Here is a 21,555-nt window from a genome sequence, read left to right on the forward strand (position 1 = left end):
CCAGGGCACCAGGTGCTTGTTTCTGGCGATGCGGTTGGCAAGTCAACCCGCATCACCGGGACCACATTGTTCGTGGCCTCATGCAATCACATCAGGCTGGCACGTTCCAGATTTCTTTCGCGTATTGGCGGATCGTGCGATCGGACGAGAACCAGCCGACACGCGCGACATTGCGGATTGCCCTGGCATACCAGTCCGGGCTGTTGCGCCAGACGGCGTCGACATCACGCTGGGCGGCGGCGTAGGCGTCGAAATCGGCGGCGACCATGAACCAGTCGGTGTTGTAGAGGCCGTTGATGAGGTCGCGGTAGCGATCAGGATCGTCGGGCGAGAAGACACCCGATGAAACGGCCGCGACCGCCTGCGCCAGTTCGGGGGAGCCCTCGATCACGGCGCGCGGGTTGCAGCCATTGTTGCGCCGCTCGGCGACCTCGGCCGTGGTCAGGCCGAAGATGAAGATGTTGTCGTCGCCGACGCACTCCTTGATCTCGACATTGGCGCCGTCGAGCGTGCCGATGGTCAGCGCGCCGTTGAGCGCGAACTTCATGTTGCCGGTGCCCGACGCTTCCATGCCCGCTGTGGAAATCTGCTCGGACAGGTCGGCGGCCGGCATCATGATTTCGGCCAGGCTGACATTGTAGTTCGGCACGAACACCACCTTCAGCAAACCGCGAACGGCCGGATCGCGGTTGATGACCCTGGCGACGTCGTTGGCAAGTTTGATGATCAGCTTGGCGTTGTGGTAGCTGGGCGCCGCCTTGCCGCCGAAGAATTTCACGCGAGGCATCCAGTCGCGCTCGGGATGCGAGCGGATCTGGTCGTAAAGGGCGATCGCTTCGAGGATGTTGAGAAGCTGGCGCTTGTATTCGTGGATGCGCTTGACCTGGATGTCGAACAGCGCCGACGGATCGACCTTGATGCCGAGCCGGTCGGCGACGAGATTGGCCAGCCGCGCCTTGTTCTGCCGCTTGACGCCCGCGAACTTCTCCCGGAACGCGCTATCATCGGCAAAGCCGTCGAGCCCTTTGATGGCGTCGATGTCGTCCAGAAAACGGTCGCCGATCGCCTCGCGGGCAAGCGAGGTCAGCCCGGGATTGCACTGGATCAGCCAGCGCCGCGGCGTGATGCCGTTGGTCTTGTTGTTGATGCGATCGGGATAGAGCTTGTGCAGGTCGGCGAACACCGTCTCCTTCATCAGCTCGGTATGCAGCGCCGAGACGCCGTTGATCGAATGCGAGCCGACAAAGGCCAGGTTACCCATGCGCACGCGGCGGTCGCCATTCTCCTGGATCAGCGAGATGCGGCTGATCTGCTCATCCGAGAACAGGTTGGTGGCGCGCGCCTCCAAGAGCACCTGCGCGTTGATGGCGTAGACGATCTGCATATGGCGCGGCAGAAGCCGCTCGAACAGCGGCACCGGCCAGCTTTCCAGCGCCTCGGGAAGAAGCGTGTGGTTGGTGTAGCCGAAGGTGCGTTTGGTGACATCCCAGGCAAGGTCGAAGTCCATGCCGTGGACATCCATCAAGAGCCGCATCAGCTCCGGCACCGCGATCGCCGGATGGGTGTCGTTCAAATGGATCGCCGCCTTGTCAGGCAGCGACTTCAGGTCACCATATTGGCTGAGATGCCGCTGCAGGATGTCCTGCAGCGAGGCGGTGGAGAAGAAATATTCCTGCCGCAGCCTGAGCTCCTGCCCCGCCACGTGGGAATCGGCGGGATAGAGTACACGCGACAGTGCGTCGGCCTTGTTGCTTTCGGCCAGCGCGCCGATGTGGTCGCCGGCGTTGAACTTGTCGAGCAGGATCGGATCGACCGGCATACCCGACCACAGCCGCAGCGTGTTGACGCGGTTTGCCCGCCAGCCGACGACCGGCGTGTCGTAAGCGACAGCCAGGACATGCTCGATCGGCTTCCAGACATGGCGCTCGAGCCGGCCATCCTTCGAGGTGATGGACTCCACCGAACCGCCAAAGCCGACTTCGAAGGAGCGTTCGCGCCGTTCGAATTCCCAGGGGTTGCCGTGATCGAGCCAGGTCTCGGGCAGTTCGACCTGCCAGCCTCCTTGAATCTCCTGGCGGAACATGCCGTTGGCGTAGCGGATGCCGTAGCCGTGCGCAGGAATGTCGACGGTCGCCATGCTTTCCATGAAGCAGGCGGCGAGCCGGCCAAGACCGCCATTGCCGAGCGCGGCATCGGGTTCGAGCGCCGCGATGAGATCGAGGTCGACGCCGAGCGAAGACAGCGCCTCGCGCATATTGTCCATCAGGCCGAGATTGGAAAAGGCGTCGCGCATCAGGCGGCCGATGAGGAACTCCAGCGACAGATAGTAGACGCGCTTTTCCTGCTGGTCGTAGGCCTCTTTCGTCGCCTGCATCCAGCGATCGACGATGCGGTCGCGCACGACCTTGATCGAGGCGGTCAGCCAATCGTACTGGGTTGCGACGGTGGTGTCCTTGCCGACCCTGTATTTGAGGGCCATCAGAACTTCTCTTGCGAGCGTCTTCGGATCGGGGTTTTCGAGCAGTGGTGGAAGGGTTTCGGATGTCATCGCGCGCGTCATGCTGCCTCTCGTGCGGTTGCCCCGATCATACCGGCTTTCGCCAATCCTCCCAGTCCATGCTAGCGCATCTTTCAAGATGTTCAATCGATTTAGCCGATTGCGCAACCAAGAGCGCCTGCGGCAACTTGGCAGTCAGGCTGCCAGCGCTGCCTCCGGTGGCGTCTTTGCTCCGGTCATGAAGGCGACGGCGTCGGACATCGTATATTGCTTGGGATCGATGACGCAGAGACGACGGCCTAGGCGGTGGATGTGGATACGGTCGGCCACTTCGAAGACATGCGGCATGTTGTGCGAGATCAGCACGATCGGCAGGCCGCGCTTCTTGACGTCGAGGATCAGTTCGAGCACACGGCGGCTTTCCTTGACGCCAAGCGCGGCCGTCGGTTCGTCCATGATCACCACGCGGCTGCCAAAGGCAGCGGCGCGCGCCACCGCCACGCCCTGGCGCTGGCCGCCGGAAAGCGTTTCCACCGCCTGGCTGATGTTCTGGATGGTCATCAGGCCGAGTTCGGTGAGCTTGTCGCGGGCACGCTTTTCCATCGCCGGGCGGTCGAGCATGCGCAGCCACTGGCCGAGGAAGCCGGGTTTGCGGATTTCACGGCCGAGGAACATGTTGTCGGCGATCGACAGGGCCGGCGAGAGCGCCAGATTCTGGTAGACCGTCTCGATGCCGGCTTCGCGGGCTTCCATCGGCGACTTGAAGGCGACGGGTTTGCCTTCGAGCCGGATTTCGCCTTCGTCCGGTGCGGCCGCGCCGGAAATCGCCTTGATAAGCGATGACTTGCCGGCGCCGTTGTCGCCGATGACGGCGAGGATTTCGCCGGGATAAAGGTCGAAGTCGGCATTGTCCAGGGCGGTGACGCGGCCATAGCGCTTGACCAGCCCGCGCGCGGTAAGGATGGGTTCCTGGGTCATGATTATGCCGAAACCTTTCTGATCCATTGGTCGATCGCCACGGCGCCGATGATCAGCACACCGGTGAGCAGCACTTTCCACTGCGGATCGGCGCCCAGCATGTTGAGACCCATGGAGACGACGCCGACGATCATCGCGCCAAACAGCGTGCCCAGGATCGAGCCGCGCCCGCCGAAGAGGGATATACCACCGATCACCGTCGCGGTGATGGCCTGCAGATTGTAGTCCGTGACGGCGGCCGAAGGCGAGATCGAGCCGTTGCGGCCGATAGAGACCCAGGCAGCGAAAGCGGCGATCAACCCGGCAAGAGTGTAGACCGTCATCAGCACCTTCTTGGTCTGGATGCCCGACAGCTTCGCCGCTTCCTGATCATCGCCAACAGCGTAGACATGGCGGCCCCATGCTGTGTGATTGAGCACGTACCAGAGGATCATCACGAGCACGACCGTGGCAATGACGCCGAGCGTCAGCACCGCCGTACCCAGCTTGAAGCTCAGCGCAAACAGATGCAGCAGCGGCGCCTGATTGTCGACATCGGTGTCGCGGATCGTCTCATTGGCCGAATAGATGAAATTCGTGGCCATGACGATGTTCCAGGTGCCAAGCGTCACGATGAAGGGCGGCAGCTTCATGTAGGCGACTAGCAGCCCGTTGAGCAGCCCGCAGGCCGCGCCGGCGGCGAGCCCGATCGTCACGGCGAGAATGGCCGGCATGCCGTAGCTGACCGCGCAATTGCCCATGATCACGGCGGAAATCACCATGATGACGCCAATCGACAGGTCGATACCGGCGGTCAGGATGACCAGCGTCTGCGCGGCACCCAGAATGCCGACGATGGCGATCTGCTGCAGGATCAGCGTCAGCGTATAGGACGAAAAGAAACGTCCGCCGATGGCGATACCGAAGATGATGATCGACAGGACCAACACGATCAGCGGCACAGCGGCCGGTGTCGAATGCAGGAAATGCTGGATGCGCTTGACGGCCGATTTGTGCTCGTCAAAGGCGGCGACGCTGGTGTCGCTGCCCGAGAGAACCTTCTCGAATTCCTGAGCTTGAGCCATGTTTCCTCCCCGTGAGGGGTCAGCCAAACGCTGACGCCCGTCCACGCTTTTCCGGTCTATCGCCGGGATTGTTCGCGGTCACGCGATCCATCGTCCACCCGAAGCGGCCGGGGATCAAGTCCCCCCGGCCGCTTCGGTTGTTTTGTTGCCAGTCAGACCGGCATCAGCCCCAGCACTTGGCGAGGCCTTCCTTGGTGTCGATGGACTTCACGCCAGTGGCCGGCTTGTCCGTCACCAGGTTGACGCCGGTGTCGAAGAAGTTCTTGCCTTCGGTCGGCTTCGGCTTGGTTCCGTCCTTGGCGAAGGCGGCGATCGCCTCGATGCCGAGCGCAGCCATCTGCAGCGGATACTGCTGCGATGTCGCGCCGATGACGCCTTCTGTAACCGACTTCACGCCGGGGCAGCCACCGTCGACCGAGACGATCAGCACCTGCTTTTCAAGGCCGACGGCCTTGAGCGCCTGGTAAGCACCGACAGCGGCCGGCTCGTTGATGGTGTGGATGACGGTGATGCCGGAGTCTTTCTGAAGCAGGTTCTCCATCGCCTTGCGGCCGCCTTCCTCATTGCCGTTGGTGACGTCGTGGCCGACGATGCGCGGATCGGTTTCGTCGCCGATCTTGTTGGGGTCCTTCACGTCGATGCCGTAGCCCATCATGAAGCCCTGGTCGCGCAGCACGTCCACGGTCGGCTGCGAAGGCGTCAGGTCGAGGAAGCCGATCTTGGCGTCCTTGGCCTTGTCGCCGAGCGTCGCCGCGGCCCAGGCGCCGATCAGCTTGCCGGCCTCGAGATTGTCGGTAGCGAAGGTCGCATCGGCCGCGTCGATCGGGTCGAGCGGCGTGTCGAGCGCGATCACCAGCAGGCCGGCGTCACGCGCCTTCTTCACGGTCGGCACGATGCCCTTGGTGTCGGATGCGGTGATCAGGATGCCCTTGGCGCCGTCGGCAATGCAGCTTTCGATCGCCGCGACCTGGCTCTCGCTGTCGCCGTCGATTTTGCCGGCGTAGGTCTTGAGGTCGACGCCGAGTTCCTTGGCCTTTGCGGTCGCGCCTTCCTTCATCTTGACGAAGAAGGGGTTGGTGTCGGTCTTGGTGATCAGGCAAGCGCCGACACCAGCCGCGGATGCGGACGACGCAAACGCCATCAGGCCCAGGGCCGCCGCCGCAAACACGGTGGACTTCAACAGTTTTGTATTGGTCACGATTTTTCCTCCCAGTGGAACCAATTCCGGATGCCGGCCAACCGACATCCACAGCGCATCCAACGAATTTCTCCCAGCGTGGACGCGGCTCCAACAGACACCAGACCGAGGCCTCTGTCAATAATTAAATCACTCTTATTTATTATTGGCAGCCTTGCTTCGTTCACTCATTCTGGCCCAAAAGCATCGAGAAGAACGACGGGAGGAACAGGGTGGAGACCGCCATTGCGAGGCACGGTTCGCCCGAAGCGAATGACAGCCTGATTCACCGCGGCACCAACCAGAGCGGCATGCGCGACCACAACGAGCGGTTGGTGCTCTCGCTGGTGCGCCAGCATGGCAGCCTGGCGAAATCCGATATCGCCCGCATGACCGGACTTTCGGCGCAGACGGTTTCGGTCATCATGCGCGAACTGGAGGAAGAAGCGCTGCTCGTGCGCCAGGCGCCGCTGCGCGGCAAGATCGGCCAGCCCTCCATCCCGATGGCGCTCAACCCCGAGGGCGCCTTCTTCATCGGCCTCAAGATCGGCCGCCGCAGCGCCGAACTGGTGTTGATCGATTTTCTTGGGCATGTGCGCGCGATGCTGCAGCACTCCTATCGCTATCCGGCGCCGCGCGAGACGGTGGAATTCGTCACATCAGGCATGAAGAAGATGCGCGGCGAACTGACACCGGCGCAGGACAAGCGCATTGCCGGGCTCGGCATCGCCATGCCGTTCGAACTGTGGAACTGGGCCGACACCGCCGGCGCGCCGCGCGACGTCATGGACGAATGGCGCCACCGTGACATCAGGGCCGATATCCAGGCGCAATGTGAGTTTCCGGTCTATCTGCAAAATGACGCCACCTCGGCCTGCGGCGCCGAACTCGTCTTCGGCCAGGCCGGCGGCGCGCGCGACTTCGTCTATTTCTATATCGGCGCCTTCGCCGGCGGCGGCATCGTGCTCAACGGCCGGCTGTTCGGCGGCCCAACCGGCAATGCCGGCGCGCTCGGCTCGATGCCAGTGCCCGGACCGGATGGCAAGCCAACCCAGTTGATCGACGTGGCATCGATCGCCATGCTGGAAAAGGCGCTCAATGCCCGCGGCGTCGAGGCCTCGCATCTGTGGACCTCGCCCGAGGACTGGGGCGAGATCGGTTCCGAACTCGACGACTGGATCGCCAGCGCCTCGCGGGCGCTTGCCTATGCCATCGTCGCGGCGTCCGCGGTCATCGATTTCGAGGCGGCGGTGATCGACGGCTGGATGCCGAAGGCGGTGCGCCGCCGGCTGGTCGATGCCATTATCGCCGCCATCGCGACAATCGACGGCGAAGGCCTGAAACTTCCCGCCGTTCGCGAGGGAACTGTCGGCATCCATGCCCGGGCGCTCGGGGGCGCCAGCCTGCCGCTTTCCGAACGCTTCCTCATTGGTTCGACGACGATTTCCAGGAGCGCCTGAATGCTGATCGGAATCCCCGCTTTGCTCGGGCCGGAGCTTCTGGCAACGCTGCGCGCCATGGGCCATGGCGACGAGATCGCCCTTGTCGACGGAAACTACCCGGCCGAGGAGCAGGCAAGGCGCCTGATCCGCGCCGACGGTCATCCGCTCATTCCGGTGCTCGACGCGATCCTGAGCATCCTGCCGGTCGACGACGCGGTGCCGGAAGCGCTGTTTCGCGCATCGGTGAAAGGCGATCCGTCGCTCGCCGATCCAGTCCACCATGAGATCGAGGCGATCTGCGCCAAACGCGCGCCGGGCCGCAAGGTGGTTGCACTGGCCGGCGCCGACTTCTATGCACGGGTCAAATCGGCGCATGCCATCGTCGCGACAAGCGAGCCGCGGCTTTACGCCAACATCATCATCCGCAAGGGCGTGATCTATCCGCCGGAGGCCAGGAAGCCATGATCCTTTGCTGCGGCGAAGCCCTGATCGACATGCTGCCGCGCACCACGACGCTGGGTGAGCCGGCCTTTGCCCCCTATGTGGGCGGCGCGGTATTCAACACGGCCATCGCGCTTGGCCGGCTGGGCGCGCCGGCTGGTTTCTTTTCCGGCCTGTCGTCGGATCTTTTCGGCGGCCAGTTCAGGGATGCGCTGGGCGCGAGCAAGGTGAGTTCCACCTACGCCCACACTTCCTCGCGACCTACGACACTGGCCTTTGTGAAGCTGACCAACGGCCAGGCGACCTACACATTCTACGACGAGAATACCGCCGGACGCCTGCTGGCCATCGATGACCTGCCGGCGCTGGGTAACGAGATCGAGGCCATGCTGTTCGGCGCCATCAGCCTGATCTCGGACCCTGCCGGCAGTGCTTATGAAGAGTTCATGCGGCGCGAGCACGCAAGCCGCGTCATGATGCTCGATCCCAATATCCGGCCGAACTTCATCCCCGACAAGGCAAAGCACCTCAGACGCATCCGCGAGATGATGGCGATGGCCGACATCGTGAAGCTCTCGGACGAAGACCTCCATTGGTTCGGCGAAGCCGGCTCGCATGAAGATGTCATCCGCAACTGGCTCGACCGTGGCCCCAAGCTGATCGTCGTGACCCATGGCAGCGAAGGCGCTGTCGGTTACACCAAAGACCATGCCGTCACCGTGATGCCGGAAAAAGTCGAGGTGGTCGACACGGTCGGCGCCGGCGACACCTTCAATGCCGGCATCCTTGCCTCCCTGCATGAACAGGGCCTGCTGACCAAGGCGGCAATCGCCGGCCTATCGAAAGAGGCCATCCACAAGGCGCTGGCGCTCGGTGCAAAGGCGGCGGCGGTGACCGTGTCACGCGCGGGCGCCAATCCGCCGTGGCGGCATGAAATCGCCTGAATAGCTCTCAACTTACGTTGACCCAGCCGATCACTTTATGTTTCGCAGGGCTGATCCCAGGCGTTATATAGGCGCGATTGAGCCCGACGAATCCCGGATTTCCGGCATCTTGCGAAGATACGCCGGAAATCAGAGGTAACAGACTGCGATATCTCGGCAATTGGCGGCTCTGGCTGCCCGGCTTTCTCGGCAGGCGCAACTCTGATACCAGCGGGCCGTTATTTGGCTAAACCGCCTGGTTAGAACCGTTTTGAGGCCGACATGCAGTTCATTGATCTTGGCGCGCAGCGCGAACGCATCCGCGACCGGCTGAAGGCCGCGATCGACCGTGTCGTCGAAGAAGGGCGTTATATCCTCGGCCCGCAGGTCACCGAATTCGAGAACAAGCTCGCCACCTATATCGGCACCAAGCATGTCGTGGCCTGCGCCAACGGCACCGATGCGCTGCTGCTGCCGCTGTTTGCCGCCGGCATCGGCCAGGGCGACGCGGTGTTCGTGCCCAGCTTCACTTTCGCCGCCACCGCCGAAGTGGTGGCGCTGGCCAAGGCGGAACCTGTCTTCGTCGATGTCGATCCGGAGACCTACAACATTGACATCGCCAGCCTCGAAGCGGCCATCGCCATGATCAAGAAGGAAGGCCGGCTGAAGCCGAAGGCGATCATCCCGGTCGACCTGTTCGGCCTTGCCGCCGACTATGATGCCATCATGGCGATCGCCAATCGCGAAGGGCTGCTGGTGATCGAGGACGCCGCCCAGTCGATGGGCGGGTCGCTTGACGGCAAGATGTGCGGTGCCTTCGGCCATGTCGGCTCGACCAGCTTCTATCCGGCCAAGCCGCTCGGCTGCTACGGCGATGGTGGCGCGATGTTCACCAATGATGACGCGCTGGCCGACAAGCTGCGTTCCTTCGCCTTCCACGGCAAGGGCGAGACGCAATATGACAATGTCCGCGTCGGCATCAATTCACGGCTCGACACGATCCAGGCGGCGATCCTGATCGAAAAGCTCGCCATTCTCGAAGACGAGATGGTTGCACGCCAGGTGGTGGCAAACCGCTATGCGGAGGGGCTTGGCGATATCGTCACGGCGGCCCGCAACCTCGACGGCAGCCGTTCGGCCTGGGCGCAGTACGCCATCGAGACGCCCAAGCGCGACGGCCTGAAGGCGCATCTGGGCGAAAAGGGCATTCCGTCCGTCATCTATTACGTCAGGCCGCTGCATGCCCAAGTCGCCTATCGCGACTACCCGCGCACGCCGACCGGTCTTGCCGTCTCGGAGGAGCTGCCTAAGCGCATCCTGTGCCTGCCGATGCACCCCTATCTCAGCGAAGCCGACCAGGACCGGATCATCGAGACGATCCGCAACTATATCGGCTCGAACTCAGCGCAGGCCGCGGCCGAGTAATAATCGGTAGCCGGTCTCAGGCGGGGCTGCCCCCTGCCCTGCCGCTGGCGATGAAATGCGGATTGGCGAAATCCTCGTCATCGGCCTGGTCGCGTTTGCCGTAGGCCAAGGGCTTGCCGTCCAGCGTGCGTGTCGTGCCGCCCGCCGCGCGCAGCACCGCGTCGCCCGCTGCCGTGTCCCATTCCATGGTGCGGCCGAAGCGCGGATAGACATCCGCCTCGGCGCTGGCAAGAAGACAGAATTTCAACGACGATCCGACCGAGACGATCTCGGCGGCGCCGAGGTCACGAATATAGGCTTCGGTTTCCGGCGTGTTGTGGGAGCGGCTGGCGACGACGGCCAGCGGCACTGCTGCCGTTCTCACTGAAATCGGCCGGCGCGCGACGATCTGGTAGTCACCATCGATTTCGAGGCTCTCCGCCCTGCCCGGCAGGCCGGAAAAGAAGCGGCCGGTGCAAGGTGCGAAAACGACACCGACTTCCGGCACGCCATGGCGGACAAGCGCGATGTTGACGGTGAAGTCGGTGCGGCGGTTGACGAATTCCTTGGTGCCGTCGAGCGGATCGATAAGGAAAAACGCCCCGTCCAGGTCAGGTGGCACGATGCCGGCCGAGGCTTCCTCTTCGGCCACGCAGGGAATGTCGGGAAATGCGGCGCGCAGCCCGGCAAGGATGATCTTCTCGCTTTCGCGGTCCGCTTCGGTCACCGGCGAGGAGTCCGATTTGTGGTCGACCGCGCAGCCGGCGTGGAACACGCGCATAACCTCGCGTCCAGCCGCCAGAGCGAGACGCTCGAAGACGTCGAGCATCGTCCTGTCGTCAGATGCCGCCGCCATTGTCGTATTGGTCTTCGGCAATGTCACGCTCGTTCAGCCAGTGTTCCAGGGCATCTACCATCTCTTCCGCCGATTTGCCGAGCGTCTTCAGATGGATTTCCGGTTTTTCCGGCGCTTCGTAAGGGGAATCGACACCGGTGAAGTTCTTGATCTCGCCATTCAGCGCGCGGGCATAGAGGCCTTTTGGATCCCGCCTGGCGCACTCCTCGAAAGGCGTGTCGACAAATACCTCGACGAACTCACCATCGGCCATCAACTCGCGCGCCATGCGCCGTTCGGCGCTGAACGGCGAAATGAAGGAGACAATGACGATCAAACCGGCATCGGCCATCAGCTTGGCCACTTCGGCCACCCGGCGGATGTTCTCGACGCGGTCGGCATCGGTGAAGCCGAGATCGCGGTTGAGACCGTGACGGACATTGTCGCCGTCCAGGATGTAGGTGTGCCGGCCGGTGGCGTACAGCTTCTTCTCGAACAAGTTGGCGATGGTCGACTTGCCGGAGCCCGAAAGCCCGGTGAACCAGAACACGGCGGGCCGCTGGTTCTTCATGTCGGCGCGTACGCGCTTGCCGACATCGAGCGATTGCCAGTGGATGTTTTCGGCACGACGCAGCGAGTGCACGATCATCCCTGCGCCGACGGTGGCGTTGCTGATGCGATCGATCAGGATGAAGGCGCCTGTCGTGCGGTTTTCGGCGAAGGGATCGAAGGCGATCGGCGCCCGCGTCGAGATGTTGCAGATGCCAACCTCGTTCATTTCAAGCGACTTGGCCGCCTCATGGGCAAAGTCGTTGACGTTGATGCGGTATTTCAGGTCGGTGACGGTGGCGCTCGTCTGGTCGGTTTCGGTGCGCAGGATGTAGGAACGGCCCGGCAGCAGCGCATGCTCGTCGAACCAGACGATGTTAGCGGCGAACTGGTCGGCGACCTGTGGCCTGGCAGCCGGTGAAACCAGCATATTGCCTCTGGAAACCTCGACCTCGTCGTCGAGAACGAGCGTAATGGCCTGGCCGGCCACCGCCTGTTTGAGATCGCCGCCATAAGCGACAATGCGTTTGACATGGGAGGACTTGCCGGATTTGGCGACGACGACTTCGTCGCCTTGCGCGATGGCGCCGGACGCGATCGTGCCGGCAAAACCGCGGAAATCGAGATTGGGACGGTTGACGTATTGCACCGGAAAACGGAACGGCTGCTCGACGGCGGCCTCTTCGACCGAAACGGTCTCGAGGTGCTCGATCAGCGTCGGGCCGGAATACCATTGCATCTTGTCGGAGCGGCTGCTGACATTGTCACCGTAGCGAGCCGACATCGGGATCGGCACGATGCTCTGGAAGCCGAGATCGCTCGAGAATTGCCGGTAGTCTTCGACGATCCGATCGAAAACCGCCTGATCGAAATCGACGAGATCGATCTTGTTGACGGCCAGCACGATGTGGCGGATGCCGAGCAACGAGGCGATGATCGAATGGCGCCTAGTCTGGCGCAGCACCCCTTGCCTTGCATCGATCAGCACGATCGCCAGGTCGGCGGTCGAGGCGCCGGTTGCCATGTTGCGCGTGTACTGCTCGTGGCCGGGCGTGTCGGCGACGATGAACTTCCGCTTCGGCGTGGCGAAGAAACGATAGGCGACGTCGATGGTGATGCCCTGCTCGCGCTCGGCCTCAAGACCGTCGACCAGCAGCGCGAAATCGATGTCGTCGCCGGTGGTGCCGTGCTTGCGCGAATCGCGTTCGAGCGCGGCAAGCTGATCCTCGAAGATCTGTTTGGTGTCGGACAAAAGGCGCCCGATCAGCGTCGACTTGCCGTCATCGACGGAACCGCAGGTCAGGAAGCGCAGCAGCGACTTCTTCTCCTGCGCGGCCAGATAGTCGCGGACGCTGTCAGTGGGGGCGAGGCTTTTTGCCATGATGTGACGCACGGTCAGAAATACCCCTCGCGCTTCTTCTTTTCCATGGAGCCTGCTTCATCACGGTCGATCAAGCGACCCTGCCGCTCGGACGTGCGCGCCGTTAGCATCTCGCCAACGATGGCTTCGAGCGTGTCGGCATCGGATTCAATGGCGCCGGTGAGCGGATAACAGCCCAAAGTGCGGAACCGGACCAGCCGGTTCTCGACTGTCTCGCCCGGGCGCAGTTTCATGCGATCGTCGTCCTTGAGGATCAGCATCCCGTCACGTTCCACCACCGGCCGCTCCTTGGCGAAATAGAGCGGCACTATCGGGATGTTCTCCTGCAGGATGTACTGCCAGATATCGAGCTCGGTCCAGTTCGACAGCGGGAAGACGCGGATCGATTCACCCGCTGCGATGCGCGTGTTGAATATCTTCCACATTTCGGGCCGCTGGTTCTTCGGATCCCAGACATGCTGAGCGTTGCGGAACGAGAATATGCGCTCCTTGGCGCGCGACTTCTCCTCGTCGCGACGGGCGCCGCCAAAGGCGGCATCGAAACCGTATTTGTCGAGCGCCTGACGCAGCGCCACGGTCTTCATCACATGGGTGTGGGTGTTCGAGCCATGGTCGAACGGATTGATGTTGTCGCGCACGCCGTCTTCGTTGACATGAACCAGAAGGTCGAACCCAAGCTTTTGCGCCATCTGATCGCGAAAAGCGATCATTTCGCGGAATTTCCAAGTGGTGTCGACGTGAAGGAACGGGAATGGCGGCTTGGCGGGGTAGAACGCCTTCATTGCCAGATGCATCAGCACGGATGAATCCTTGCCGACCGAATAGAGCATCACCGGCTTGGAGAAGGCGGCCGCAACCTCGCGGAATATGTGGATGGATTCGGCTTCAAGCCGCTGCAGATGCGTAAGCGCTATGGTCATAGACTGTGAGCGTTCTCTCGTGCCTTGCGCCAGAAGACCTTGCGTCAAATCATCGCGCTTTTTGCGCCCGGTTCAAGCTTCGCTTCTGGACAAAGTGTTTCGTGCGGGCGTTCTAGCAGATCGGCGCACGGCAGAACAATGCAAGACGAGCGCGGTAGCGGTCAGTTCGGGAATGAATTTTCCATGCTTTCGCCAGATCCCGGAAATTTCTGTTCGCAGGAGCTCCAACCGGGAAAAGGCAGGAAAAATATTGCTCGGAAGACCATGGCGGCAAATGCTTCTGGAGCCCTTTCCCAATCGACGGGCGTCGGTCGCCGATTTTCGGTGACAACAAGCCCCGACGCACTATCGAAAAGGCAGCCCAGCCGCTATACAAGCCCCGGAAGCGGGCAAGATGCGTTACCAGGCATGGGCAATTTCGAGGCGAGCACATTCGGTTCGGCTGAACAGGATGTGCCGCACAAAGCCACTCGAGAATAGCGAGCCCGAAACTTGAACCGGCTTTCGTCTGCAAGACCGCAACTCACGCCTTCGCGGATCAATATCTACTTCTCCACGCTTTGCTTCTTTTTTCCACCGGTTCTGGGATCGGTGGTCAGCTTCGTGTTCAATGGCGGCGGTCTGTGGTCCGTCCTGCTGATCGCCTTCAAGAAGAGGCGCTTCAACATCGACCGGGCGATGATGGCGCTGACGATCGCGATCTATGCCTACTGCGCGGCCAATCTAGTGGCATCCATTGTCAACAACACGCTCGTCCAGGATGCGCCACGCCTTATTCCGCTCGTAACCTTCCTGTTTTTTCCCGTCTCCTATTCGACCTGGAGCATCTCGCAGAAGACCACGCTCGTTCGCATCATCGTGCTCAGCAGCTTGGCCGCCTGTTTCGTCGCACTGCTGCTGGCCGTTGCCCAGCAATATTGGGTCGGGATGAGGGCCAAGGGCGGGGCGGGCAATGCGATCGTTTTCGCGGAGGTCCTGTGCCTTGCCGTGATGGTCTGCGTGGCCGGCGCCTTGTCGGGCATCGAGAGACACAGGATTGCCCTCCTTTGCGCAGCGCTTGGCGGAACGATCGCCATCATCTACTCCGAGACGCGCATCGTCTGGCTAGCCCTGCCGATTGCCGGCATCGCCGTTCTGTTGATCAACCAGCGCATGCTGAGAGGCAGGAATGCCGTTCGGCTGCTCTTGCTGCTGGTCGCGGTCGGAGTCGTGGTCGCTGCTGTCGGCTTCCAGACGATATCCGGGCGCATCGACTTTCTGCGCGCCGACTGGAATGCGCTTAGGGCACAGGGCCACTACGACACCTCGTTGGGATTCCGTGTTGCCCTTTGGGAGATAGGCCTCAAGGCGTTCCGTGAGGCCCCATTGTTCGGACATGGCGTGGGCGCCACCCAGTTCTTGATCAGACAAGGCTTCCGCGATCAGTTCGAGATGGATGCCGGCTTCAATCACTTTCACAACGGCTTCCTGACAGCCCTGGTGCAGGCAGGGCTCCTGGGCGCGGTAACGCTGGCGGCGATCTTTGTCGTTGCCGCCACGAATGCCGCCCTGGTCCTGCGAAACAGCACCGATCCGATCGAGCGTTTTGGCGCCACGATGATTGTCATCGTGGTGATCACCTATCTCACGTCAGGGATGACAGGCATCCTGGTTGGTCACGACATTCTGGATTCGGTGCTGATGGTCTTCCTGGTCTCGGGAACCTATCTCGCCTGCGGACGTCAGGCTCCGTTGCCGCAAGACCAGACACTTCCGCTTGGGGCGGACGACCAGGCGCTTCCGCCAGCAATGAAAGACCTGGCGCATCCATCCACCCAATAGCCGTTCAGGGCAAAGGCCATGAAAGTCCTGGTTACAGGCGCGACAGGCTTCATCGGCCGTCAGGTGGTGCATCAGCTTCGTCAGGCGGGAGCGGAGCTTCGTCTCGCGTCCCGCTATCCTGAGAGGATTGGTCCGGGACATGATGCCATGCGGATGCCCGGTTTCGACGCGCCGGCGGCTGCCTTCCTGGCGCTTACCAGGGATGTTACGGATGTCGTGCATTGTGCGGGCCTGAACAATGACGCAGGCAATGCCATCGAAGCCGATTTTCGGGCGGTCAATACGGAATTGAGTGCACGGCTGGCGCAAGCAGCCGCCGAACAGGCAAGCGGACGCTTCATCCATCTCTCCTCGATTCGGGCCGTGATCGGTGCGCGCGTCAGTGCAACGATCGACGCGGACACGATAGCCGATCCGCAATGCGCCTATGGGCGCTCGAAGCGCGAAGCGGAGATCAGGGTGCTGGACGCCTATGCGTCGCATGACCGTTTCCATGCCACCGTATTGCGGCTACCCCCGGTCTACGGAACCGGCATGAAGGGAAACCTGGCGACGTTGATGCGCCTGGCCGATACGGGCCTGCCGCTGCCGGCAGGTCCGTTAACAGGAACCCGCTCGGTGCTGTCATCGCGATCGGCGGCCGGCGCGGTGTGGCATCTACTGAACCGTTCGGGGCCACTGCGCCCGATCTATGTTGCCAGCGATGTGCCGCCGGTTTCGGTCGCGGCCATCGTCGGCGCCTTTCGCAACGGTTTTGCACGGCCGAAGCGCCTGATGGCCGTGCCGGCCGGGCTGTTGCGGACAGCATCGGTCCTGCTGGGCAAGCGGACGTCCTGGGACAGCATGACGGCAACACAGATATGCGACCCTTCCCTGCTCGTATCCGAAGGCTGGCAGCCGGAAACCGCCACGCTGGAGTGGCTGGCCGAGATAGCGCGGCTCGGAAACGCTCAATCGCCTGCTTTGCGATAGAGCGTTGCAAACAGGATGCGAAGGTCGAGCCAGAATGACGCGGTCCTGAGATAGGCGGCATCCGTTTCGGCCAGAAGCTGCGGGTTCGACATGTCGATGCCCCTGATCTGGGCCATGCCGGTAATGCCGGGAAGTGCCGCCAGGACGCCCAGCCGCCTGCGACGCTCGATCAGTTCCGTCTGTGTCGGCAGGCAAGGGCGCGGCCCGACCAGGCTCATCTCGCCCCGCAGCACGTTCCAGAATTGTGGCAGCTCATCGAGCTTGAACTTCCGCAAGATCCTTCCGACCGCGGTCACGGCATTCGCTGGCGCCTCGTGCGAGGGCAAGGACGGCGTTCCCTGGACCATCGTCCGCAACTTGTGGCAGCGAAACAACACACCATCGCGACCGACCCGCGTTTGCGAAAAAATCACCGGACCGGGCGACGATGCCCGCACCGCAAGCGCGCAGAGCAATAGAACAGGCGACGTCACCAGCAACAGCAGGGCTGTCGCGACGAGATCAAAGGCTCGCTTCAATCCTTTCACGGCCATCCCCCGATCACGAGAGCAATTCCAGGAAAAGTGTGAAACGGTTTTCCCTAGAAAAGCGCGCAGCGCTTTGCCTTGGGAATTGCTCTGACAACAACGCCGCAGGACCGATATCCAGGCAAGGTCTCGTCATTCAACCGTCAGCTGCAACGTATCTAACCTGCCTGCCCGACTGTTCTCGAGCCCGTTTCCTGCCGCGTGTCGGGCGCTGGCGTCTCCGGCCGATGGAGTTCCGCCAGCACCGCAAGGGCGGAAGCCTTGTCCTGGTTCTTCATTGCCGCCTGCAGCGCGGCCAGCGCGGCCTGAACCGTCGGCCACGCCACGACATCGGTCCTGAGGCCGAAGATCTTGGCGATGTCGAGCGTAACGATCTCTTCGTTGGCGCCCTGGAGCGTCTCATGCAGCTTCTCACCGGGCCTGATGCCGGTGAAGCGGATCGGAATATCCGCATAGGGCGTCTTGCCGGCCATGCGGATCATGGTTTCCGCGACTTCGAGAATCGGCACGGGTTTGCCCATGTCCAGCATGTAGGTGGCATAGTCGTCCTTGCCGTCACGCGACTGCGCGTCGGCGGCGGCCATGATGACCAGGTCGACAGCTTCCGCCACCGTCATGAAATACCGGGTCATGCGCCGATCGGTGATCGTGACCGGGCCGCCGGCTTCGATCTGAGCCTGGAAGATGGTCGCCACCGACCCGTTTGAGCCAAAAACGTTGCCGAACCGCACGGCTATGAACTTGGTGCCGGAACGGCGCCCATCCGGCGCGATTGCGTGGCTTTCGTGCAGGGAACTGACGAGTTGCTCGGCCGCTCGCTTTGTGATGCCAAGCACCGACGTCGGATCCACGGCCTTGTCGCTCGAGATGAGCAGGAACTGCGGAACGCCACATTTGGCGGCAACCTCAGCGCAGACAAGCGTGCCGAAAACATTGGTCTGAATGGCCGATTCCCAGTTCTCCTCGAGCAGCGGAACGTGCTTGAGCGCCGCGGCATGAAAGATGATATCCGGTTTGAATTCCGTGACGGCACGCGTCATCTGACGCCGGTCCGCGACATCGACAATGCGGACCTTGAGGCGATCGTGGTCCTTCTCGTCGACATACTGGCTCAACTGGAAGATGCCAAACTCGGAATTGTCGGCGACCAGCACCGCCCCTGCCCCGAGCTCCAGCGACCGCTTGACCAGCGTGCGGCCGATGGACCCGGCGCCTCCCGTCACCAGGACGCGCCTGCCGCCGACAAAGGCACCAATGCGTTCGATATCGGACGGCACCGTCGGGCGGCGCAGGATCGTTTCCATCTCGACTTCGTCGAGAACGATCTTTCCCTCCTGCCCCAGTTGCGAGAGCCGCGAGAACTGGACGACGGTTATGCCGCCATGGCGGGCGACACGCACAAGCTCGGAATACTCCTCGATCTCATGCTCGACGCCGCTGCCGAAAATAAGCAGGTCGATGCTCTTGGTGCCGGCGGCGTAATCCTCCAGGACATCGATCAGCCGCGGCCGGGACGCCACCACGGGAACACCTTGAATCCGTGTACCCAACGGTGCACCGCGCTCGGTCGCCATGATGCCGGCGATGGAATAGTCGGCCGGCTCTGCCGTGCGTGTGAAGCGAATGATCAGATCGGCCTCGCCAAGCCGACCGACGAACAGCGCCCGCTTGGCCTGCGCCTTGTTGGTCTTGTCTGTGAGGATGCCCCAGCTCGCGCCGTCGCGGAGGAATCGATAGAACAGCCGAGGCGCCGATATGATGGTGAAGGAAACGAGGAAGAAGACGATGAATTGGCGCTCGTTGAGGCCAGCCACGGGCCGAACGAAACGAGACATCAGCGAAACGGTGTAAAGCACGACCGTCAGAATCGCGCAGCTCTTCAGGATGTTGAAAAAGTCCGGGGTCGAGGCAAAGCGCCAGATCGTGGTGTAGAGGCCACAATATCTGAACAGCAGGTGGCTGATGAGAACGACCCCGGCCCATGTGGCAAAGCCTTCGTCGGAGAATGCATCGAACGAAAGGTCTGACCTGGAGAGGACGAGACTAAGCGCCACCGCGATCAGGACCATGGCCATATCCTGGACCATGATGATGACGCGCCGCATCTTCGGCCGACTTCCGGATACGGCTTTTACAAAGGAAGTCATTGGCCAGTACTGAACTCCAGGCACCAAGATTTTGACACTAAAGTAGCGCCAGATCGAATACCATTCGTCACCGGCCACATGTTCTTTGCGCCAATCCTCGGCCCCCGCCGCTTGTATCGCATATCGTGGACTTGAGATCATCGCCAGAGTTTTTTTGCGGCTAGTTGCCGGTTCCAGCGGGCCTACTCCGCCTGCGCGGCCGTCACCAACCTGGAATAGAGGGCAGCGTAAGCCTTCCCCATCCTGTCAGCGGTAAAAAGACTGGCATACCGATCCCGTGCCGCCCGGCCCCATCTCTCTGCTTCTTCGGACGAATCGACCAAGCGGTTGATGGCTTCAGCCAGACGCGCCGGATCCGATGGCGGAACCACCAGCCCGGTTAGCCCTGCCTCGTTGACATACGTCGTTCCCGTGCCGATTTCGCACGAAATCATCGCTCTGCCGCACATCGCAGCCTCTACCAGCGACAGCCCATAGGCTTCCGACCTCTGGTTGGACGGGAAGACAAATCCTCGGCAGGCATAAAGCAGCGCCATCTTCCTCTGTTCCGTGATCTCCCCAAGGAAGATTACGTTGTCGAGACGTAATTTTGCGACCTGAAGCTTGAGTTGCTGCTCGATGGGGCCGGAGCCGGCAATGACGATCTTGCACCGCAGCTGATTGGCTGCCTGGATCAGCACGTCCAGCCCCTTGTAGTAGCGCAAGACGCCAACAAACAGCACGAAGGGTCCCGTCACCGCCGATCGGCACCAGTCATTGTCAGCTTCGGTTGGTGCCGGGTAGGCATTCTCGTCGATGCCAATCGGAATGACGGTCGATTTCGCCTCGAAAGCTTTGAGAACAGGACTTGATTTCAGATAGTTCGGCGATGTCGCAACGATTGCATCCACGTCCTTCAGGAAATGCTGCATCAACGGCTGATAAAACGGCAGTATCAGTCTCTGTTTGACGATGTCGGAATGATAGGTGACGATACTCGGTTTGCCGTGGCGAGACTGAAAATGCACCAAATCCATGAACGGCCATGGAAAATGGTAGTGTATCAGGTCGGCTTTCCCTGCGAGCTCGCCGAACTTCCGAAAAACCTGGAGCGAGAATCCCGTCGACGCCAGCTCGAAATCCAGCCTGGCTTTGCGGGCCATGTGGCCGTCCAAGCGCCTTGTGTTTTCATTCGGAGTACGGCTCAGCGACAGCACCTCGGTTTCCACGCCGTAAGCAGCCGTGCTTTGGGCGATGGCATGGATCGTCCGTTCCACCCCGCCAAAGGTATCGGGCCAATAGGTCTTGAAGAAGTGCAGGACTTTCAAGCGTTGCTTTTCCGTCTTTGATCGATGACCTGTTCAAAAATCCGCATTGTCACTTACCAACAACTGCATGCATCCCAGCAATAAATCGAGCTTCCGAAAACAAGACCGACCGCACCTCACAAGCTGATCGCATGGCGAGCGCCCGCCCGGGGGTCATCGCCTGGACGGCTTCCACCAGCTGATCCACACCGAAGGCAGGATCAAGGAGCAATCCCGTCTCGCCAGGAAGAATGGTCTCGCGCAGGCCACCTTCGGCAACTCCGATTACCGGCTTGCCGGCAGCCATGGATTCGACCGGTGAAATTCCGAAATCCTCGTCAATTGGCACATAAAGAGTCGCGATTGCCTGCCCCATAAGCGTTCGCAGCCTTTCCTCCCCGACCCAGCCTAGAAAAGTGATGTTCGGCGAATCGGCGGCGCGGCGCTTCAACATTTCGAAATCATCGCCCTGCGACGCGACCACGAGGCGTTTGTCCGGCATCCTGATGAAGGCATCGACGATGCGATCAACACGCTTCAATGGCGAAAGGCGCGCGGTCGACAGATAGAACGGATCCTGGCCTATCCATTTATAGGCATCGATATCGCATGGCGGGTAAACCACGGCAGCGTCGCGGCCGAGAAAAGTCCGGATCCGCTCGCGCACGGTTTGCGAATTGGCTACAACCACGTCCATACGGCCGAATGCCGCCTCATAGGCCGTGCGGAACCATTCCAGCGCGCGTGTTCTCATCGGGCTGCCGCGAACATGTCTGGCGAAATGGTCCTTCTGATCGTAGAGAAAGCGCGGCGGCGTATGACAATAGTAGATGTTTCGCCCACTGCCGGGTTCAGGCGCCGCAAAGGGAGCCGAGACGCCGCTGAAGATACGGGTGCGGTATTTTTGCACCGTGTGCCGGCTTGCCTGGAACCGCAAGGCCAGGGCGGCTGCACGAAGACCGGGTTTCTGGAAGATCGATGGCAGCCCGAGATCGCGAATGTCCGCCGAAAACATATCGTCCTCGAAGGTCTCGCTGGTTCTGTAGCCAAACATCAGCGTGGCCCCGAAATTGTGCGCGAGACTTAGCGCGACACGTTCGCCACCCCCCCTGATGCCAAAATAATCATGAACCACGACAATCTTTTCAGGGCCCGTCACAGGTGAGCTCACTTACCGATTTGCGTAACCGC

The 21,555-nt window shown here is 61.6% G+C and carries 17 protein-coding genes; 6 read left to right on the forward strand and 11 right to left on the reverse strand.

The window, feature by feature from the left end; translation table 11 throughout:
• Positions 1 to 91 precede the first annotated feature (91 nt).
• From HGP13_RS27195 to HGP13_RS27210, 4 genes are all read right to left on the reverse strand, one after another.
• Positions 92 to 2,560, reverse strand: coding sequence for a glycogen/starch/alpha-glucan phosphorylase (locus HGP13_RS27195; RefSeq protein WP_172231188.1), 2,469 nt, complete (start codon positions 2,558 to 2,560; stop codon positions 92 to 94).
• 132 nt (positions 2,561 to 2,692) lie between these two features.
• Positions 2,693 to 3,475, reverse strand: a complete 783-nt coding sequence (locus tag HGP13_RS27200; protein ID WP_172231191.1) for an ATP-binding cassette domain-containing protein — start codon at positions 3,473 to 3,475, stop codon at positions 2,693 to 2,695.
• 2 nt (positions 3,476 to 3,477) lie between these two features.
• Positions 3,478 to 4,539: an ABC transporter permease gene (locus HGP13_RS27205; RefSeq protein WP_172231194.1), complete on the reverse strand. Its 1,062-nt coding sequence runs from the start codon at positions 4,537 to 4,539 to the stop codon at positions 3,478 to 3,480.
• A 163-nt stretch (positions 4,540 to 4,702) separates the two neighbouring features.
• On the reverse strand, positions 4,703 to 5,719 hold the full coding sequence (locus tag HGP13_RS27210) for a sugar ABC transporter substrate-binding protein (RefSeq protein WP_027034293.1): 1,017 nt from the start codon (positions 5,717 to 5,719) through the stop codon (positions 4,703 to 4,705).
• 230 nt (positions 5,720 to 5,949) lie between these two features.
• On the opposite strand from HGP13_RS27210, the gene HGP13_RS27215 reads away from it, so the two are divergent.
• The 4 genes from HGP13_RS27215 to HGP13_RS27230 all read left to right on the forward strand — a co-directional run bounded on the left by HGP13_RS27215 (position 5,950) and on the right by HGP13_RS27230 (position 9,947).
• Positions 5,950 to 7,176 (forward strand): ROK family transcriptional regulator, encoded by a 1,227-nt coding sequence (locus tag HGP13_RS27215; protein ID WP_172231197.1) that lies wholly within the window; start codon positions 5,950 to 5,952, stop codon positions 7,174 to 7,176.
• On the forward strand, positions 7,177 to 7,623 hold the full coding sequence (locus HGP13_RS27220) for an RbsD/FucU domain-containing protein (RefSeq protein ID WP_172231200.1): 447 nt from the start codon (positions 7,177 to 7,179) through the stop codon (positions 7,621 to 7,623). It abuts the gene before it with no gap.
• Positions 7,620 to 8,543, forward strand: coding sequence for a carbohydrate kinase (locus HGP13_RS27225; RefSeq protein WP_172231203.1), 924 nt, complete (start codon positions 7,620 to 7,622; stop codon positions 8,541 to 8,543). Before HGP13_RS27220 ends, HGP13_RS27225 begins: the two co-directional genes overlap by 4 nt.
• 261 nt (positions 8,544 to 8,804) lie before the next feature.
• Positions 8,805 to 9,947 (forward strand): DegT/DnrJ/EryC1/StrS aminotransferase family protein, encoded by a 1,143-nt coding sequence (locus HGP13_RS27230; RefSeq protein ID WP_172231206.1) that lies wholly within the window; start codon positions 8,805 to 8,807, stop codon positions 9,945 to 9,947.
• Between the two features lie 16 nt (positions 9,948 to 9,963).
• Here the strand turns inward: HGP13_RS27230 and cysQ are convergent, their stop codons facing one another.
• Genes cysQ through cysD form a run of 3 tightly spaced genes read right to left on the reverse strand, consistent with a single transcriptional unit; the run spans position 9,964 to position 13,611 of the window.
• The gene (gene cysQ, locus HGP13_RS27235; RefSeq protein ID WP_172234863.1) at positions 9,964 to 10,755 is read right to left on the reverse strand and encodes a 3'(2'),5'-bisphosphate nucleotidase CysQ; all 792 of its coding nucleotides are present in this window, start codon (positions 10,753 to 10,755) and stop codon (positions 9,964 to 9,966) included.
• 10 nt (positions 10,756 to 10,765) lie between these two features.
• Entirely contained in the window at positions 10,766 to 12,703 is a 1,938-nt protein-coding gene (cysN, locus tag HGP13_RS27240; RefSeq protein ID WP_281410976.1) for a sulfate adenylyltransferase subunit CysN, read from the reverse strand.
• Positions 12,704 to 12,705: 2 nt separating this feature from the next.
• Positions 12,706 to 13,611, reverse strand: a complete 906-nt coding sequence (gene cysD / locus HGP13_RS27245) for a sulfate adenylyltransferase subunit CysD (protein WP_172231212.1) — start codon at positions 13,609 to 13,611, stop codon at positions 12,706 to 12,708.
• A 591-nt stretch (positions 13,612 to 14,202) separates the two neighbouring features.
• Here cysD and HGP13_RS27250 point away from each other — a divergent pair.
• Positions 14,203 to 15,432 (forward strand): O-antigen ligase, encoded by a 1,230-nt coding sequence (locus HGP13_RS27250; protein ID WP_246707137.1) that lies wholly within the window; start codon positions 14,203 to 14,205, stop codon positions 15,430 to 15,432.
• Between the two features lie 18 nt (positions 15,433 to 15,450).
• Positions 15,451 to 16,404, forward strand: a complete 954-nt coding sequence (locus HGP13_RS27255) for an NAD-dependent epimerase/dehydratase family protein (protein ID WP_172231218.1) — start codon at positions 15,451 to 15,453, stop codon at positions 16,402 to 16,404.
• Here HGP13_RS27255 and HGP13_RS27260 read toward each other — a convergent pair.
• The 4 genes from HGP13_RS27260 to HGP13_RS27275 all read right to left on the reverse strand — a co-directional run bounded on the left by HGP13_RS27260 (position 16,383) and on the right by HGP13_RS27275 (position 21,523).
• Positions 16,383 to 16,937 carry a sugar transferase gene (locus HGP13_RS27260; protein ID WP_172231221.1) on the reverse strand — a complete coding sequence of 185 codons (555 nt, stop codon included), beginning with the start codon at positions 16,935 to 16,937 and terminating at the stop codon, positions 16,383 to 16,385. The two genes, HGP13_RS27255 and HGP13_RS27260, sit on opposite strands and share 22 nt — an antisense overlap.
• Before the next feature lie 152 nt (positions 16,938 to 17,089).
• Positions 17,090 to 19,078, reverse strand: a complete 1,989-nt coding sequence (locus HGP13_RS27265; protein WP_172231224.1) for a nucleoside-diphosphate sugar epimerase/dehydratase — start codon at positions 19,076 to 19,078, stop codon at positions 17,090 to 17,092.
• Between the two features lie 182 nt (positions 19,079 to 19,260).
• A complete protein-coding gene (locus tag HGP13_RS27270; RefSeq protein ID WP_172231226.1) occupies positions 19,261 to 20,385 on the reverse strand; it encodes a glycosyltransferase family 4 protein in 1,125 nt (374 codons plus the stop codon).
• 49 nt (positions 20,386 to 20,434) lie between these two features.
• A complete protein-coding gene (locus HGP13_RS27275; protein ID WP_210266323.1) occupies positions 20,435 to 21,523 on the reverse strand; it encodes a glycosyltransferase in 1,089 nt (362 codons plus the stop codon).
• Positions 21,524 to 21,555: the final 32 nt, after the last annotated feature.

Source organism: Mesorhizobium sp. NZP2077 (assembly GCF_013170805.1).
Lineage (GTDB): Bacteria > Pseudomonadota > Alphaproteobacteria > Rhizobiales > Rhizobiaceae > Mesorhizobium.

Excerpts from the sequence above, each read along its gene's own strand:
- HGP13_RS27195 (WP_172231188.1), bottom strand. The coding sequence starts at position 2,560 with ATGACGCGCGCGATGACATCCGAAACCCTTCCACCACTGCTCGAAAAC.
- HGP13_RS27200 (WP_172231191.1), bottom strand. The coding sequence starts at position 3,475 with ATGACCCAGGAACCCATCCTTACCGCGCGCGGGCTGGTCAAGCGCTAT.
- HGP13_RS27205 (WP_172231194.1), bottom strand. The coding sequence starts at position 4,539 with ATGGCTCAAGCTCAGGAATTCGAGAAGGTTCTCTCGGGCAGCGACACC.
- HGP13_RS27220 (WP_172231200.1), top strand. The coding sequence starts at position 7,177 with ATGCTGATCGGAATCCCCGCTTTGCTCGGGCCGGAGCTTCTGGCAACG.
- HGP13_RS27225 (WP_172231203.1), top strand. The coding sequence starts at position 7,620 with ATGATCCTTTGCTGCGGCGAAGCCCTGATCGACATGCTGCCGCGCACC.
- HGP13_RS27230 (WP_172231206.1), top strand. The coding sequence starts at position 8,805 with ATGCAGTTCATTGATCTTGGCGCGCAGCGCGAACGCATCCGCGACCGG.
- cysQ (WP_172234863.1), bottom strand. The coding sequence starts at position 10,755 with ATGCTCGACGTCTTCGAGCGTCTCGCTCTGGCGGCTGGACGCGAGGTT.
- cysD (WP_172231212.1), bottom strand. The coding sequence starts at position 13,611 with ATGACCATAGCGCTTACGCATCTGCAGCGGCTTGAAGCCGAATCCATC.
- HGP13_RS27255 (WP_172231218.1), top strand. The coding sequence starts at position 15,451 with ATGAAAGTCCTGGTTACAGGCGCGACAGGCTTCATCGGCCGTCAGGTG.
- HGP13_RS27260 (WP_172231221.1), bottom strand. The coding sequence starts at position 16,937 with ATGGCCGTGAAAGGATTGAAGCGAGCCTTTGATCTCGTCGCGACAGCC.
- HGP13_RS27265 (WP_172231224.1), bottom strand. The coding sequence starts at position 19,078 with ATGACTTCCTTTGTAAAAGCCGTATCCGGAAGTCGGCCGAAGATGCGG.